Origin of the sequence: Pseudomonas sp. LS-2 (assembly GCF_003605735.1) — a bacterium.
Lineage (GTDB): Bacteria > Pseudomonadota > Gammaproteobacteria > Pseudomonadales > Pseudomonadaceae > Aquipseudomonas.
Map to the genome: position 1 here is coordinate 328,544 of NZ_QXTJ01000026.1, position 15,362 is coordinate 343,905.

The window sequence follows — 15,362 nt, forward strand, 5'->3', positions numbered from 1 at the left end:
TCCTACAACCTTGCCAGGCGCACGTGGTCGCCTTCGTTTAACTGCAACGCAGCGGCTTCGACCGCGCTGATTGCCAGTGGCCGTCCAACTAGCCAGTTGCTGCGGATGATCACTGCGCGATAGCCCGCCAGCCGCTGATTACTCACCAACCAACCGGGCGCAGTTGGCATGGAGATTTGATTGGTTATACGCAAAGGCACGATATGGCTGTCAGACACACTGCGCACCTGTGCCGTGTTAGCTTCAAGGGTCGGCCCGGCGTCGTAGACATCAACATAGCGCTCGCTCTCGAAGCCTTCGCCCAACAAGATGTCGTAAGGTCGTGTGGCGCCAGCATGTACCTGTCCAATTACGCCCTGCGCCTGCTCCGACAGCAGCGACACGTAAATCGGGTAATGCGGTAGTAGCTCAGCGAAATAGGTGCGATTAGTGGAAGCGTCCAGCGCCTCAGCTTGGGCGTAGGGCATACCGAAAAAATGTTGGCCGAGAGCATCCCAAAACGGCGATTGACCTTCCTCATCGGCATGACCAACCATTTCAGCTACCAGTCGTGAGGAGAACCGGCGGCGATGCGCAGCAATAAACAACAAGCGGGCTCGGGACATGAGATGTGAGGCTGGGCCCTCACGCAAGGCTGACGTCACATGAAATCCCTTGAGCAGGCTGTTACCGCCCAAGTCATGGCACAGCGACAAAGCGTGCACTTTGTGCTTGATCCCTAGCGATGGCGAGGCATGCACGAAAACATCGTGACGGAAGCTGTAAAACGGCTGGCTGAAGCCGCAATTGGCCTGCACACCTGCACATCCCAGCAATTGACCACTGGCCCCATCTTCGAGCACGAACAGGTAATCTTCCTCACCGGGATAGTCGACGTCACTCGTAAACGATCCCTCGGAAAGATGTAACCGCTGCTCAAGCCTTCGCTGATCATCAGGTAACGAAGTCACACCGACTAGGCTCTGCTGCGCTAGACGGTGAAGTCCCTCCAAATCAGCAAGTCGAGCTGGACGAACAATCCACTGGCTCATGCCCGTGCCTCACTGATCTTGCTCAATGCACGATCCAGCCGACGCAGCCCCTCGTCGATGTCTTGAGGGTCGATCACCAAACTCGGTGCGAACCGCAACACATCAGGCCCTGCCTGGAGCAACAGCACACCTTCCTCGGCAGCTGCCGTGACGATGACCTTGGCCAGCCCTTTCCAGTTATCGTGCAAAGGGCAGCCTATCAGCAGGCCAAGCCCGCGAGCAGGCCCGAACACGCCGTGCTTGATCGCGAGTGCGTCGAGCTGGTCGACGAAAGCGGCACGGCGTCGGATGACACCCCGGCGAACCTCATCGGAATCAACCACGGACAACACCGCGTCCGCAACCGAGCACGCCAGCGGGTTGCCGCCATTGGTGGTGCCATGGGTACCTGGAGGAAAATGCACACCGATATCGGCGCGCGTGAGCATGGCGCCTATCGGAAAGCCACCGCCCAAGCCCTTGGCGCTGGTTAGGATGTCCGGCGTCACTCCGTAATGCTGATAGGCGTAAAGCTCACCCACGCGCCCCACCCCGGTCTGCACCTCGTCAAATATCAACAAGGCGCCGTGTTCGTTGCAAATGTCCCTGGCGCCTTGCAGGTACTCAAGATCAGCAGGTATCACACCGCCTTCGCCCTGCACCGGTTCGAGCACGACCGCGCAGGTGCTGCCGGACACCGCAGCCCTCAAGGCATCAAGGTCGTTGAACGGCACATGACGAATGCCGTCGATGGCGGGGCCGAAGCCCTCGGAGTATTTAGGCTGCCCGCCGACGCTGACGGTAAACAATGAACGCCCGTGAAAGCTGCCGTGGGCCGCGACAATCTCGTATCGCCCCTCACCGTCGCGATCAAAAGCCACCCGGCGTGCCAATTTGAAGGCGGCCTCGTTGGCCTCGGCCCCCGAGTTGCAGAAGAACACTCGCTCGGCGAACGTCGCATCCGTCAAACGCCGGGCCAGACGTAGCGCAGGCTCGTTGGTGTACGCATTCGAGACATGCCATATCTCACCGGCCTGCATGCGCAAGGTCTCGACAAGCACCGGATGGCAGTGGCCCAACACGTTGACGGCGATGCCGCCGGTGTAATCGATCCGCTCGCGCCCTTCGCTGTCCCAGACACGCGAACCCTCGGCTCGTACCAAAACAAAAGGCGCCGGGGCATAAGTGGGCACCATCAACCGGTCAAAATCCGCGCGCACGCTCATAACTGCACCTCGCTATATGGGAGAAAGATTTCCGCCAGCATGCAGCGGGCACTGCCCCCTCCTACTCGCTCAATGGTGTCGATGGTGACTACCAGGGGGCAGGCATGGAGTTCAATGCATGTGCGCTGCTCCGGAGAAAGTGAAAGCCAGGCGCTGCGCGACATGACCAGCAGGGCCTGGCCTTGATCGTTGTGCACCTGCAGCATGTTGCCGGCGAAGTGTTCCAACTGATCAAAGCTCAAATCCAGCACGTGTTTGCCGCAGTCCCGCAACGTGCGCAGCAGATTCTGTCGTTGCTTTGAATCGACAACGCTGGCCAAACAAACCAGCGCCAGGGCACTGCCCACGCTCATCATTACATTGGTGTGATAGATCGGAACGCCCTGCCGGTCGAGTGCATCGAAGGCCACTACCCGGTATCCCATCTGCATGGCGAACTCATCGAGCAAGGCGTCATCGGTGCGAATCGAACGGCACGCGTATGCAATTCGTGCGACACGATCCAGCACCAGACTGCCCGTACCTTCTAGGAAACGCTGGTGTCGTTCGTGTGCAGTCAGATCCAGCGTGGTGTGGATGGCGAACGCAGACAGTGCCGGTAAAATCCCCTTACTGCGTTCAAGTCTGCGGTTCTCACCCTGCATCGGATACAGCACTAGCGTGCCATCTGAGTGTGTACTGAAACCGTTATTGGGGAAGACCGAGTCGGGGGTATGCGGAACTTCCGTGTCCTGCACCACCAACACCCGCACCCCTTGATCACGCAGCAATGCCACGTAGCCGTCGAACTCGTTTAAGGCTTGATCTCTAACCTGGAGGGGATCCATGTCATCGTGCTGAAAAGGATTGTTGCCTGCAGTATCCCTATTGAATGTGAAGCAGGCTGGACGAATCATGAGGACGGTCGAGGTGGTTTGCATGTCTCATCATCGGTGGCGAACAGATGATGGAATTTTGGGGTATCGACTTGGATCGATTGGGGTGTTTGGTGCGCTTCTCCTGACCGGATCGGTTGATCTGTTCAGCTCTGACAGCCGATTCCGTCGCTACCCGCTTCGTGAGTGATGCTGTCGTAGTGCGACCTGGCAACGCACGTTGCCAAGTTAAGCTAACGCCAACAACGACTTCTATGTCTTTCCAATAAACTCTTTCAATCCTCAGGCTAGCTAACCATCTCAAGACGTAGTTGGGAAGTATGGAGCCGCCCAGAAATCCCAGACAAATCTAAGTGTCTAATTCTGGTCGATTTCTGTCTGTTGGGCATCGATATCGACGAGTAACTCGCCGCCGCCACTTGTCTCTGCCTCATCATGTGGACGCTTACTGACGCGGAGAATTTTGAAGAGCTCCAGCAGCAAGCCGGCACGAGGGCCGAATCGTTAACAGGCGTGAGTGAAGTTCAATGGTGCAGAAGCGAAAAGCTGGTGATATGCCTGCTAGGTTTTGATCACATCATCGCTCAACAGGATGTAAGCCCCATTTCCCGACTTGGAGGTGCGGTCACCAGCATGCTTAACATCTATATTCGCTACCAACGTTGATCCTCGACTTGCCAGATCTCAGCCTCATCACTACCAGCCAAGTGGCCGCTTTCGGTTGGAAGCTTTCACCTGCATCGCTGACACCGAGCAAATCAAGATCCTCTGACAATCCAGAAGGGTTCATATCAAATCAAGGAGAGACGGATGAATCCGATGGAGGTAAGACAGATCAAACATCTGCCACCCCAGATTCACGTCCTTGAGGAAGTGGCTTTCACAGAGGGTTTCAGATTCCTCACCCGACTGATCTCAGAGTGGCAATCAGGCGATAACCGCTTCGATGCACCCGGCGAATGCCTAATGGCGGCGTATTTGAACCACGAACTGGTAGGTGTTGGAGGCCTTTCAGTTGATCCATATGCGCAGGCCAATACCGGAAGATTGGGGCGTGTGTACGTGGCGCCTACTTCAAGGGGGCAACACGTTGGCCAGAGGCTGGTGAGCGCGTTGATTGCCCATGCTGCATTGCACTTCAAAAGTGTGCGTCTTTACACCGATACTCTTGGTGGAGACGCGTTTTACCTGCGCTGCGGCTTCATGCTAACGGAAGACGCTCACGCAACACATGTTATGCAGATAGAAACCTCTGATTCCGACTGCTACCAGTCAGAAGCAGCCGGCGGACGTAGCGGTCGCAAATGAGTAGCTACGCTTGGTGAACAGTCGGAACTGGTTGAGCAGATTAGGCCCTCCGTCGACTGTATGAACCCCTTCAGCGTCCACCCGACTGCCGCCTGCCCGGCATGGTAAGGGATAACCAAATGGGCAAGGAGTGTTCTCAAAGAAATCCGCGAAGGTGTCATCCCCTTAAGCCCAAAGAGGAATCCGCCATGACCGAAGTCGATCGCCTCACGTATCTGCGCGTCGTTCTAATTCTAGCTGGTCTCGCGTGCCTTGCCCTCTACCCTCTTATGCTGTTCTGGCCGTCTGGCTGGGCCTGGCATAACGGTCATTCGGACTATCCGATGATGATCGTCGGCATTTACGCCACACTTGGCGTGTTCTTGATCCTGGCCGCACGTGATCCATTAGCGAATCTGAGCCTTATCTGGTTCACCGTTTGGTCTAGCGCGGTACACGGGGTAGTCATGGCCGTCCAGGCGGTTACGCAGCCGGGTCATATGGGGCACCTGATAGGTGATGTGCCGGCGCTCTTCATCGTGGCAATTGCCTTGTCCATTTTGATGCCCCGCTCGCAATCGGCCGCGACGCCTCAGACACACAATCGGGCCTGACAGAAGGTTTGGATCAACCATCTCGGTTCTGCTCCCCACCTGCAAGGAGGGCGAACATGTGCTGTAGGCAGGGATCACTCAATTCCCCTGCCCTTTCTTTGGAATGGCTGTAATCAGAATCGTGTCGTTGCAAGGGCGTGACCTTCGGCACGGCTGTCGTTAACCAAGCCGTCGAGGCGTCTCGGCCCTTCGAGCTTCCCCATCAGCTGAAATTATTGCCCGCAAACATTCTCGTATCCGCCCAATCCTCCAACTCAGGATGGACGGCAATCGACTGCGAAATGGCGATGCTCTGACATGAGTCTCATGTTGCCATTGGAACGACATCATTGCGGGAGGTTTCCGTTAGCGATAAAAATAGGATCCAAATGGTGACTGTGGCTGCAGCTTAACACTCGCTTTTTTGCTTTCTAAGGTTCTCGCTCGGTCGCTTTGACCGGCAACATTCCAGTCTCATCAAGGACAGCGTGCGTAAATGGATCTTTTGCCCAACGTCCCCAATTGGGGAGAGATCGAACGAAACCTCGAGCAGAAATTCAGTGATCTGAATCAGAGTGCCCAAAGTAGTTTCCAAAGCGCTCAAGACGGTTGGAACGGATTTACTCGCCGCGTAAGCAATGGCGCAAGCGCCGCTTATGGCTATGTCGGCGGGTACCGGATCGATCACGTTCGTCAAGCGATGGCGCTCTCCTACCCGATCATGCTAACGAACCTGACGCGTAAATGGGCGTCGATCAACATCGCAGAGATATTGCCGGTCTTGGTTAAGTTGGTTCAGGAAGTGGTGATGATTGTTGGTAGCAGCGTGCTGGTTGGAGCTGCTGTAGGGGGAGCGGTTGGCTCGCTCGCCTTTGGTGCTGGCGCCTTGCCGGGCACAGCGATAGGCGGAGGAATTGGGTTGCAAGTCGGTAACCTAATAATGGGAGCTCTAGGGCTTTATGCCATTACGGGCTACTTTTCCGACAACCTGTGGCCATGCATTTTAACAATGCACGAAGGCCTCAGCACCGCATGGCTCGCCGAAGAAGGACTGGAAGCTCCTGGCCTTGACCCAAGCGGTGGTTCAGCGGCGATGATCCAAGAGCGTACGGAGCTCGCTGCCAGACGTTTGGCGCAAGGACAAGAGCAACTGGTGCTATTGCTTTTGATGGCGATATCTACCTACCTCATGCGTGGGCAGATGAGGGCTGGTGTGGGCAACTCATTGGAGAGCATTGCAACAAGGAGTGCCCAGCTTCAATCTCAAATCTCAAATAAAGAACTCGCCGCCTGGTTATCCAAGAATGAAAGTCTGCTCCTAGAACACCCCGAGCTACAGATTAGGGGCGTTACCTCACTGGAGACGCTTGAGCGAAAAAGCGCAATGCGTGAATTTTACGCCGAGCAAGATCCCGATTTTAAGTCAGTAGAACAAACAAGAAAATTTGCGAAGGCATTCGAGCCGGCTGGTTTGAGTCGCCAACAAATCCGCGATTACCTGATGAGCCCAGCCGGTAAAGAATATCTGAAGAAAGTCATACTGGCCGACCCTGAAGCATCTGAGGAACTCCTTTACGAGAGAGCATTCGGCCACATAGCATCCGGAAGCACCGTACCGGTGACCACTCGTGTCACGACCGGCCTTGTCAAGATTGTGCCCTTGGGAGAAAAGCGTATTTCAGACTACTCACCATTCTTTACAACCATGGACGAATTGAAAGCGGCAGCAAACTCTGATAAAACACTAGCGGATGCACTCGGCCTGCCCGTAATCAGCGAAAACGCTCGTTACTCTATTTTCGAGATCAATCCACTTGAGCCCACTGATGTTTTTTTTAGTAAGGTGGCGCCCACAGTCGAGTTTGGCGGTAACATCACGAGAACAGGAGGCGCCACTCAATATTTAGTGCCAAACCGTAGCGAGTGGTCAGCACCGAAGCTTATTGGCGAGATAGATAATTAGGAGACACCATGAATAGTTTATCGCTTAAAGAGTCTGCAACAGAACTCCGCAAACAGTTGAACCTACACAAATCCACAGACAACGCGGCCATGGCCTTGTACGTCCAGCTCGAATTTTTAATCTCTGCGGCTGAGCGCGGTGAAATCCTACAGCCAATCGAGCCTAGAGACATTCCGGGGCATCGTATCATGGAAGACTCAAATCTTCGGGATCACAAACAGCTTTCAGAAGCCTATAGTAATTTTTATGTGGAGCTGAATGGAGGTCGTGAGAGTGAATCATTTAAAATGATGCAAGAACTAATAAAAGAGCTTAGGTCGTGAAACATTGCAGACGGAATCCACACCTTTACTAAAGACCCAGGTTAATCATGAAAATTTCATTTCTTAGATAGAATCACCAGATAGGTTAGATGAGCAATGCCGGGCATGAATAATCAATTCGACCGACGCACTTCTTTGCCCTTTAAAATGGTGGCCGAGACAATGGACTACTGAAGTCGCCAACTTCATATCGAACGGAGGCACGGCCGGCGTGAACCGACGGTAGAATCACGAGTACGGGGAAGGCAGGACGATTTAGCCCAATCGCCAAGGGTGGTTTGCAGGATAGGTTTTCAGATCAATCGACAATTAGGCATTCGTATGGACACTCAAGCGTTAAAAGAAGCCGCAATTGAACTGCGAAAACACCTTGAACTCTACAAAGAAAAAGAGTCGGCAGCACGCCTTTTATACGCAGAGATGGAAAATTTGATATCTGCAGCGGAGCGAGGCGAAATCAATACCCAAATTGAAGCAGGGGATATACCAGGGCATCGAATCATGGATGAATCAAACCTCAGAGGATACCGGGAGCTTTCGTCTGCTTACAGTAAATTTTATGTTGAACTTATTGATGGGCGTGATTCGGACACCTTCAAAACGATACAAAAGATCATGGAACAAGTCAGAGCTTGAATAAATCGGCGCGAGCAAAGGATGCTTTAGTTTTTTATCAAGCCGCAGCGTTGCGCTTGTAATAAATTCGTACTGCCATCTCGTTTCAAGAGTTATCTATTGCTCATAAGGCAAGGCCTAAACCCTCTCTATACCCTCCAATCATAGAACGCCTCTCGGCCATATGACTTGGGCCTACTAAGTATAGTAGAGGGGTGATCTTTAGCCATCGCAACGCTTCATAACCGCTACCCCGGGGCCGTATACATGCCCATATGAAGCTCGGCCGGCTCAGACACCATAACCGATTCATTTACCTCTAATTAACTCGGCATGAGGACTGACCGTGTAGACTGCAATATTTTGAGACATTGGAATCAGGATGACAATGGAGTGGCGAGCATCTGCTTGGGGGCGAGTGCTGACAAAATCTGACCCATGGCGCCTATCCGTAGAAGACGACCAGCTCTTCTTGCGAGTTGGCGAAGAGGTCGTAGCGATACAACCCGACAATCTCCCCAAAGTCGAAGTCAATTGGGGTGTGTTATGGACAGATATCACTCTGTTCGAAACCCGCCAATTTCGTGTAGACGGGCTGCCCAACTCCAAAGCACCGGCACTGGTGCAGGAGTTAAGCCGCCTGCTTCTGATCACCCGCAGACGGCGATTCGGAGAGTGTTATACGGCAGTACGAGAGTGGCTGGACTTCGTTGCACGGGCGGTTGCGACGGCGGATTCTGAGCACCATTGGCTCACCCACGACATGCAGCAGACATTGCTAGCGGCCAAGCCCCTCCTCAGTATTGATGACAAGGCGCTGGCGAAGCTCTTTCAAACCTCAGAGGTTCAATCCTCCCTTGAAGAGAGAGCGCTCGGTGTCCAGCAGGATCTAGATGAGTGGATGTGCGACTGGCCGGCGGCTTGGGCTCGCCGAAACGACGAGCATATGCTGAAAGAGCTCGATGCATGCAAAAACCTGCTCGCCCGGGTAGAAAGTAAACCGCTTACGGACGAGCAATCTCGCGCCGTGATCTGCTTCGATAATCGCGTCCAGGTGATTGCCTCAGCGGGATCGGGCAAAACATCCACAATGGTCGCAAAGGCCATCTACGCCCTACACCGCAATCTGATGTCTCCCAACTCGATAGTCATGCTGGCGTTCAACAAGGATGCGGCTGGCGAACTCCAAGACCGAGTCGCCAAATCACTTGCTCGGCTTGAGATTCCAGACGTAGAGGTGCAAGCGAAGACCTTCCACTCCCTAGGCCTTTCCATCATTGCTGAAGCAACCGGTCGTAAGCCTCATGTGCCTGATTGGGCGGTCGAAACCTTGCTAGGTCTTCAGAAACTCTTAACCATCGTCGACGACCTGAAGGATGGATCCGAGGCGTTCAGAACTCAGTGGGATATGTTCAGATTGGTGCTTGGCCGAGACGTGCCGGCATCGGGAGAAGATCAGCTCTTTGAAGCCTGGGACAAGGAAGGTCAAGGACGCTTAGTCTCATTGAACGGAGAACATGTTGCGAGCCAAGAGGAGCGAATTATCGCCAATTGGCTTTTTTACAACGGCATCGAGTATCAGTACGAGCGGCCTTATGAGCACGACACCGCGAACGTAACGCACCGCCAATACTTTCCGGATTTTTTCTATCCCGGCATCAATCTCTACCACGAGCATTTCGCCTTGGACGCCTCAGGCAGGGCCCCAGAGCATTTCAAGGACTATCTCGAAGGAGTCACCTGGAAACGGGAAACCCACCGATCGCGCGGCACGCTTCTTATGGAGTCCACTTCGTACCAATTACAATCGGGGGGGATTTTCAGCCATCTAAGTAAAGAACTCACTTCTCGCGGACTGATCCTTGATCCCAATCCAGATCGGCCAATCCCTGCAAAGGGGATGGTACCTATGGAGGATGTGGATCTAATCAAGCTACTGCGCACATTCATCACTCACTTCAAGAGCAACAGCCTCAGCGTCGACGTACTGCATGAGCGACTCCGGGACTTGCCAGCTGGAGCATTCAAGTATCGTTTCGAAGCGTTTGTGGAGCTGGCAATTCCAGTCATCAACGGCTGGAACCTGGCCCTGTCGTTGGAGAAAGGAATCGATTTTGAAGACATGATCAATATGGCCGCTGAGAGGCTTGAGAAGGGGCATCCCTCCCCTTACAACTTGGTTATGGCTGATGAGTATCAGGATGCGTCGAGGGCCCGCGCTCGGCTCTGCAGGGCTCTAGTCGCCGAACCCGGTCGCCACCTCTTCGCAGTGGGAGATGACTGGCAATCCATCAACCGCTTCGCAGGCGCAGACATTTCGGTCATGACGGGCTTTATGGAGTGGTTTGGCCACGGCCAGGTATATCGCCTCGAGACCACCTTTCGGTGCCCTCAAGAACTGTGTGATGTGTCCAGCCGCTTTGTCTCTAAAAATCCGGCACAGCTTGAAAAGCGCGTGTCCTCAGTAACGCCCCCAATCGACCCTCCGATTCAAGCGTTTCAAGTTCCAGACAGGAATCAGATCCAAGGAGCGGTTAATCAATACCTGTCAGAACTTCACCGTCGCTTGGCCGACGGCGTGGTACCTGCTGGTAGGAGTGGGAAGGTCACGGTGTTCGTCTTGGGTAGGTACAAGAACGATCGGCAATACATACCCGAGAACTGGCAGCACCACTTCGGGGATCGAATCGAGGTTAAGTTCAAGACCATCCACACCTCCAAAGGTGATGAGGCCGAGTACGTGATCCTCCCTGGGATGGTTGCGCGAGGATTTCCCAGCGTCAAAGGCGATGACTCGGTGTTGGAGCTTGTAATGCCAGCGGGTGACACGTTCCAGCACAGTGAGGAGCGACGGCTTTTCTATGTAGCCCTTACCCGTGCTCGCCGTTCAGTAGCGATGTTCACAGTGATGGGGAAAAGCTCACCGTTCCTAGATGAAATGGTGAAAGAGGGTTCTGTCAAAGTCACCAGCATTCGCGGTGAGCCAATCAAGGAGGATCGATGCCCGGTCTGTAAGCGTGGAGTGATCGTCGCTCGCCAAGGGCCCTACGGCGAGTTTCGCTCGTGCTCGAGCTACCCAATGTGTGGTCATAAGCCGAAGCAGCAGCGCAAGTATAGCGGCGTGCAACCCCGATCTTCAGACCGTGGGCCTTGGTGAGAGCGCGGCGGTTTTTTATTACAAAAAAGCCGCTAATGGGCGGCTTCAACCCCCTTCTCTCGCGCCCAAGCGACAGCAAACTGGTTAAATGGGATCGCTGAGCAAAGACATAACTCAATCTCATCTGTCCCATGCTCGCCCTTGCCGCCTTAAGCCTATTGTGGTTTCCCCGGGCATTAGCCCCATCAGAGTCATGTCCCTGTAAGGGCGTGACCTTCGGCACGGCTGTCGTAAACCAAGCCGCCAGGGCGTCTCGGCCCTTCGGGCGTCCATCCTCACGCGCGTGTATTTGCTCGCGAACCTTTCAGCAATGCGAATCAGCATTGTCTGGCTGATTACGCAGATGCTTCGGCTGACTGGGTGATCCTGCCAGCAGCAATGTCGTTCACGATAGTGCCTAGTCGGGCTTCCTCCCGGTGAAACATAGCGATCATACGATGCAGGGCTTGCGCGTCGGGCTCATTTCCCGCCTGGCTCAGCCTTTCAGCGATCCTCACTAGCTCAACTGCTGACCACTTTAAGTCCGCAGCAAGACCTTGCAGATCCCGGCGCAGGTTCTGGTTACTGCTCATCATGCGAAAAGCTCCATTCTGTATCTCTATTCTTTATCGGTACTGCTTGCGCATTGCGCTGCGCTGTTCGCCGCTTACACCCCGGCACTTGGGCATGTCGACGTCTTACCCAACTCCTTAACCCATGCTTCGGTGTCTCTGTGTTCGATGACATAGCTATACGCTGCATCCGCGTACTTCAGCATTTCATTCAGTTCTTCAACACTGATGATCTGTAGTCGGGCCAGTGCCATGGCGTGGCCGGTTAACTCACCGTTCCAATGCTCGATGGCAAGCTCCCGACGACCTTCATGGTTGAGCAGCAAATTCCAAAGCTCCAGCTCTCGATCTCTGATGGCTTCCTCACTCGACCCACCACGCGCCTCAGTCAACTGCACGACACCACCACGATTGCGCGTACCAGCGCTCACCGTCGAACTCGATGCCGCTCAACGTGAAACCTTCGCGCGCCATCGCCGACACTGTGGCGTCGAAAAGCGCCGGCAAGAGCAGTCGGCCTGGACTGTGGGTTTGCTCGAGTGTCGCCACGTTTGAATGCCTGTTCAGATGCTCGCAGACCCTGTTCGTGATGATGAGCTCCCCACGTAACGCAGTGGTGCGCTTTGCGGGCAGCATCTGGAGGGCTACGCCCTTGTTTCGGCGCGGTGTAATAACAAAATGCATGGCTGTCGTGCGCCCCAATACTGTATCTATATACAGTTAACTAAACGGCGCCGCTTGGGTCAACGGTATATGAGGGATGGCCGACGAGTTGATCACACCTGCGATGTTGCGGCGAACCCTCCGTAGTTACTGGGACGACCTACGGCTAACGGTAGGAGCAGACACCTTTCAGGAGGTACTACTCGTAGAACAACGTCTCAATGGTCGCACTCGGGATTCAGACCGTTCACGGCCGATTCCCACCTCTCGCCACCGACATCGCCGAAGAGACTCCCGCCATCAAGGCGAGAAGAGGTTATGGTGACACCCATTCCAGACCAAAATGACTGACGTGCCCGGAGGTGACATATGGGATGGTTTTTCAAGGACAAACGCCCGCAGTGGGTGCGAGACGAAGAGCGGAAATTCATCGAAGCTGCGAACTCTCTCAAGACACTGCACGTCACTCCAGAGGGTGGGATGCGGATTGATCCGGAAGAGCTTCGCGATCAGATCATCGAAGCTCGCGAGAAATACAAGGATCTCGTAACCCGATAGATGCCTGAGCAGTGGCCTTAGCTACTGGGCACTGCTTTTCAGATTTGAAGCGAGCGTCACTGCTGGGGTGTCGATGAAAATTGTGAGGTTGATTCGGCACGGTGAGAGTGCAGCAAACGCGGGTGCGGCGTCCCAGGATCACACAAGCATCCCCCTTACTGACAAGGGCGTGGAGCAAGCACGCCATGTAGCACTCTCGTTCGTCGAACCGCCTGAGCTGATCGTTGCATCCCCCTTCTCTCGCGCCCAAGCGACAGCAGCTTCGACAACCGAAGCGTTTCCGCTCGTACCTTTCAAGACTTGGCCGATACAAGAATTCACGTATCTTGAGCCAGCAAGGTGCGACAACACTACTGTGGCCCAGCGCCGAAGCTGGGTGGACGAATATTGGGCTAAGGCCAATCCGGCCTATATCGATGGGTTAGGGGCCGAGTCTTTCGTCGAGTTTATGAGTCGCGCGCAATCGTTCCTAGCTCGTGTCGCTGAACACGCTGCGCAGAACATCGTGGTTTTTTCGCACGGCCAATTCATCAACGCTGTAGCTTGGTTGATCGCACATCAGCCAGCGGAAATCGATAATCAGGCAATGACGGATTGGCGTGAACACGAAATCGCAAATCACGTCCAAAACTGTGGCGGGTATGTGCTGACCCGCGAGCAAGGCGTTACCAGCTGGACAGTCATCAAAGCAGGAAGACGACATACTGAGTTCGCATACGCTCAAGCCGTATCGCCGGGTTAGCCGCGCCTCTCTTCAGTTGCCGGGCGCGGCTCTTCGAGCACAGCTGCCGTGAACCAAGCCGCCCTCAGGGCGTCTCGGCCCTTCGGGCGCACATCTTCGCGCCTGCGCGCTCCGCTTCCACGGGCTCCATCGTCATTCCAGGCTAGTCTTGCTCTTATGGATTTGAGCCCGACGATTGGGTCGAATGGCACAAACCAAGACCAAGCGGTGACCTCAGCTTCACGTCCGTGCTCCTGCTCGAGAAGTCGAGGTCGAGGTCGACTCGTCGAGGTTGTCTGTGGAGTTAGACCAGATGCTACTACCAGACTTTCAGAGGCTGTTCCTACTGGCGATCAAAGCCACCAGCACTACCTATGTGATGAAAGCGCTGGCACCGATCACACAGAGCACATCCTCCGGATATGTGGGTGAGCCACGCATTCTGGTCAAGAAAGACAGTGTCATGATCAATATCGGCGATGGTCTTCATGTCATCTTTGGCGAGCTGCGGGCGACCAAACTGCTGATTCAAGCGATGCTTGAAATGAGTGATCCCCATGGCATTGATCTGCAACCCTTCCGCGAGGCAGCGGCCCAGGTGGGGCAGGCGAAAAACTACATGCTTACGTATGAGCTCCAAAAGGCAAATCTCGCGAAACTCGTTGCAGACAAAGGTCTATGGGGACAGGTAAAGGCGAAATTCGAGACCAGTATTTCACTCGTGGGCAATTCAGCAGAAGTCGAAGAGTGGCGAGTGCTGCTTACCGATTGCACAGTTCAAGAGATCTCAGAAACTGTTCTGAAGCATGGTGATCATGCACATCGACTTCGACTTTTTTCGCCAGCCTCAGGCTTCCTCTCAGAAGCTGAACACAATGAGGTTTACGTCAGGGTGATGGGCTAGCCGCTGCCTCCGAAAGCTTAGAGTCAACGCCTTCCGAGCGTCCATCTCCACCTCTCCGGCCTACAGCTTCCTCGCTCCGCATGGCCGCCAAATACCTGATAGTTGCATCCATCAGAGCAGTGGCATCGGCTATCTCTGTCGAAACGTTCCAAGCCATAGTGGGCTCATTCTGAGTACACACAGCGCCCGCCAGCCCCTAGCAAAAAGCCGCCAATAGGCGGCTCTTATATACTGCTTCGATCACTGCGCGAGCCAGGACTCAACCTCATCACTACCATGCTCGGCCTTCCATGCCTTCAACGTCTTGTGATTCCCACCCTTGGTCTCAACGACCTCGCCATTGTGCGGGTTCTTGTAAACCTTCACCGAGCGCGCCCTACGAGTCGGCTTTTCAACGGCAGCCGGAGCGCCTTTCCGGTTTTTCCCACCTTGCGGATCCAGGATGTTGACCACGTCACGTAGACTGTAGCTGTACTCACCAAGGAGGTCGCGCAGTTTGGTTTCAAACTCAATTTCACGCTGCAAACCGGAGTCGTTTTTTAGCGTTTCCAGTTCAGCCATCTGAGCGGCGAGTTGTTGTTCAAGGGCACGAAATTCTGCAAGACGGGACATTTGTAGCTCCTTCTGATCCTAATGATGATTTTTGCCATTCTAATGGTAGTTGAAGTCGCATTCCGGGTAACTCATACGGCATGAACTTTACTTCTTTACTTAAAGGCCCAGCCCCCTGCAAGTGTACTTATATTTCTGGATTGGCTCGTGCTCCCCAGAGTTCAAGGCTTCTCGCGCTGACCTGATCCACTGATTGTGACCCCCCTTCAGTGCAAGGTAGGACATCGGCGGTCGACCTCACATCAAACCAATGAATTCGGCCTAGCGGTCACATCGATGTGCTAGAAGCTAGATCACGGTGATC

The 15,362-nt window shown here is 54.3% G+C and carries 15 protein-coding genes; 9 read left to right on the forward strand and 6 right to left on the reverse strand.

What is annotated here, in order from left to right:
- Positions 1-2: 2 nt before the first annotated feature.
- The 3 genes from D3M70_RS16340 to ctlX are packed head-to-tail and all read right to left on the reverse strand — an operon-like array spanning position 3 to position 3,156.
- A complete protein-coding gene (locus D3M70_RS16340) occupies positions 3-1,031 on the reverse strand; it encodes an arginine N-succinyltransferase (protein ID WP_120126743.1) in 1,029 nt (342 codons plus the stop codon).
- The gene (astC, locus tag D3M70_RS16345) at positions 1,028-2,236 is read right to left on the reverse strand and encodes an acetylornithine/succinylornithine family transaminase (protein WP_120126744.1); all 1,209 of its coding nucleotides are present in this window, start codon (positions 2,234-2,236) and stop codon (positions 1,028-1,030) included. Before astC ends, D3M70_RS16340 begins: the two co-directional genes overlap by 4 nt.
- On the reverse strand, positions 2,233-3,156 hold the full coding sequence (gene ctlX / locus D3M70_RS16350; RefSeq protein ID WP_120126745.1) for a citrulline utilization hydrolase CtlX: 924 nt from the start codon (positions 3,154-3,156) through the stop codon (positions 2,233-2,235). The genes astC and ctlX overlap by 4 nt, the downstream gene beginning before the upstream one ends.
- Positions 3,157-3,921: 765 nt before the next feature.
- On the opposite strand from ctlX, the gene D3M70_RS16360 reads away from it, so the two are divergent.
- The 6 genes from D3M70_RS16360 (at position 3,922) to D3M70_RS16385 (ending at position 11,049) form a co-directional block, all read left to right on the forward strand.
- Positions 3,922-4,419 (forward strand): GNAT family N-acetyltransferase, encoded by a 498-nt coding sequence (locus tag D3M70_RS16360; RefSeq protein WP_120126747.1) that lies wholly within the window; start codon positions 3,922-3,924, stop codon positions 4,417-4,419.
- A 188-nt stretch (positions 4,420-4,607) separates the two neighbouring features.
- Positions 4,608-5,012 carry a DUF6632 domain-containing protein gene (locus D3M70_RS16365; protein ID WP_120126748.1) on the forward strand — a complete coding sequence of 135 codons (405 nt, stop codon included), beginning with the start codon at positions 4,608-4,610 and terminating at the stop codon, positions 5,010-5,012.
- A gap of 475 nt (positions 5,013-5,487) precedes the next feature.
- Positions 5,488-6,954: a DUF6861 domain-containing protein gene (locus D3M70_RS16370; RefSeq protein ID WP_120126749.1), complete on the forward strand. Its 1,467-nt coding sequence runs from the start codon at positions 5,488-5,490 to the stop codon at positions 6,952-6,954.
- 8 nt (positions 6,955-6,962) lie between these two features.
- The gene (locus D3M70_RS16375) at positions 6,963-7,277 is read left to right on the forward strand and encodes a hypothetical protein (protein ID WP_120126750.1); all 315 of its coding nucleotides are present in this window, start codon (positions 6,963-6,965) and stop codon (positions 7,275-7,277) included.
- A gap of 321 nt (positions 7,278-7,598) precedes the next feature.
- Positions 7,599-7,913 (forward strand): hypothetical protein, encoded by a 315-nt coding sequence (locus tag D3M70_RS16380; RefSeq protein WP_120126751.1) that lies wholly within the window; start codon positions 7,599-7,601, stop codon positions 7,911-7,913.
- 361 nt (positions 7,914-8,274) lie between these two features.
- Positions 8,275-11,049 (forward strand): UvrD-helicase domain-containing protein, encoded by a 2,775-nt coding sequence (locus D3M70_RS16385; RefSeq protein WP_218568427.1) that lies wholly within the window; start codon positions 8,275-8,277, stop codon positions 11,047-11,049.
- A 335-nt stretch (positions 11,050-11,384) separates the two neighbouring features.
- Here D3M70_RS16385 and D3M70_RS16390 read toward each other — a convergent pair whose 3' ends face one another.
- Both D3M70_RS16390 and D3M70_RS16395 read right to left on the reverse strand, forming a co-directional pair.
- The gene (locus D3M70_RS16390) at positions 11,385-11,624 is read right to left on the reverse strand and encodes a hypothetical protein (RefSeq protein ID WP_120126753.1); all 240 of its coding nucleotides are present in this window, start codon (positions 11,622-11,624) and stop codon (positions 11,385-11,387) included.
- A 71-nt stretch (positions 11,625-11,695) separates the two neighbouring features.
- Positions 11,696-12,031 (reverse strand): hypothetical protein, encoded by a 336-nt coding sequence (locus tag D3M70_RS16395; RefSeq protein ID WP_133306484.1) that lies wholly within the window; start codon positions 12,029-12,031, stop codon positions 11,696-11,698.
- A gap of 601 nt (positions 12,032-12,632) precedes the next feature.
- Between D3M70_RS16395 and D3M70_RS16405 the strand changes: the two genes are divergently transcribed.
- The 3 genes from D3M70_RS16405 (at position 12,633) to D3M70_RS16415 (ending at position 14,446) form a co-directional block, all read left to right on the forward strand.
- On the forward strand, positions 12,633-12,821 hold the full coding sequence (locus D3M70_RS16405) for a hypothetical protein (RefSeq protein ID WP_120126756.1): 189 nt from the start codon (positions 12,633-12,635) through the stop codon (positions 12,819-12,821).
- A 73-nt stretch (positions 12,822-12,894) separates the two neighbouring features.
- Positions 12,895-13,563, forward strand: coding sequence for a histidine phosphatase family protein (locus D3M70_RS16410; RefSeq protein WP_120126757.1), 669 nt, complete (start codon positions 12,895-12,897; stop codon positions 13,561-13,563).
- A gap of 292 nt (positions 13,564-13,855) precedes the next feature.
- Entirely contained in the window at positions 13,856-14,446 is a 591-nt protein-coding gene (locus tag D3M70_RS16415) for a hypothetical protein (protein WP_120126758.1), read from the forward strand.
- Positions 14,447-14,686: 240 nt separating this feature from the next.
- Here the strand turns inward: D3M70_RS16415 and D3M70_RS16420 are convergent, their stop codons facing one another.
- Positions 14,687-15,058: a histone-like nucleoid-structuring protein, MvaT/MvaU family gene (locus D3M70_RS16420; protein WP_120126759.1), complete on the reverse strand. Its 372-nt coding sequence runs from the start codon at positions 15,056-15,058 to the stop codon at positions 14,687-14,689.
- Positions 15,059-15,362: the final 304 nt, after the last annotated feature.

What these genes read in the sequence shown, in the direction of transcription:
- D3M70_RS16340 (WP_120126743.1), bottom strand. Translation starts at nt 1,031, where the DNA reads ATGAGCCAGTGGATTGTTCGTCCAGCTCGACTTGCTGATTTGGAGGGA.
- astC (WP_120126744.1), bottom strand. Translation starts at nt 2,236, where the DNA reads ATGAGCGTGCGCGCGGATTTTGACCGGTTGATGGTGCCCACTTATGCC.
- ctlX (WP_120126745.1), bottom strand. Translation starts at nt 3,156, where the DNA reads ATGCAAACCACCTCGACCGTCCTCATGATTCGTCCAGCCTGCTTCACA.
- D3M70_RS16360 (WP_120126747.1), top strand. Translation starts at nt 3,922, where the DNA reads ATGAATCCGATGGAGGTAAGACAGATCAAACATCTGCCACCCCAGATT.
- D3M70_RS16365 (WP_120126748.1), top strand. Translation starts at nt 4,608, where the DNA reads ATGACCGAAGTCGATCGCCTCACGTATCTGCGCGTCGTTCTAATTCTA.
- D3M70_RS16370 (WP_120126749.1), top strand. Translation starts at nt 5,488, where the DNA reads ATGGATCTTTTGCCCAACGTCCCCAATTGGGGAGAGATCGAACGAAAC.
- D3M70_RS16375 (WP_120126750.1), top strand. Translation starts at nt 6,963, where the DNA reads ATGAATAGTTTATCGCTTAAAGAGTCTGCAACAGAACTCCGCAAACAG.
- D3M70_RS16380 (WP_120126751.1), top strand. Translation starts at nt 7,599, where the DNA reads ATGGACACTCAAGCGTTAAAAGAAGCCGCAATTGAACTGCGAAAACAC.
- D3M70_RS16385 (WP_218568427.1), top strand. Translation starts at nt 8,275, where the DNA reads ATGACAATGGAGTGGCGAGCATCTGCTTGGGGGCGAGTGCTGACAAAA.
- D3M70_RS16390 (WP_120126753.1), bottom strand. Translation starts at nt 11,624, where the DNA reads ATGATGAGCAGTAACCAGAACCTGCGCCGGGATCTGCAAGGTCTTGCT.
- D3M70_RS16405 (WP_120126756.1), top strand. Translation starts at nt 12,633, where the DNA reads ATGGGATGGTTTTTCAAGGACAAACGCCCGCAGTGGGTGCGAGACGAA.
- D3M70_RS16410 (WP_120126757.1), top strand. Translation starts at nt 12,895, where the DNA reads ATGAAAATTGTGAGGTTGATTCGGCACGGTGAGAGTGCAGCAAACGCG.
- D3M70_RS16415 (WP_120126758.1), top strand. Translation starts at nt 13,856, where the DNA reads ATGCTACTACCAGACTTTCAGAGGCTGTTCCTACTGGCGATCAAAGCC.
- D3M70_RS16420 (WP_120126759.1), bottom strand. Translation starts at nt 15,058, where the DNA reads ATGTCCCGTCTTGCAGAATTTCGTGCCCTTGAACAACAACTCGCCGCT.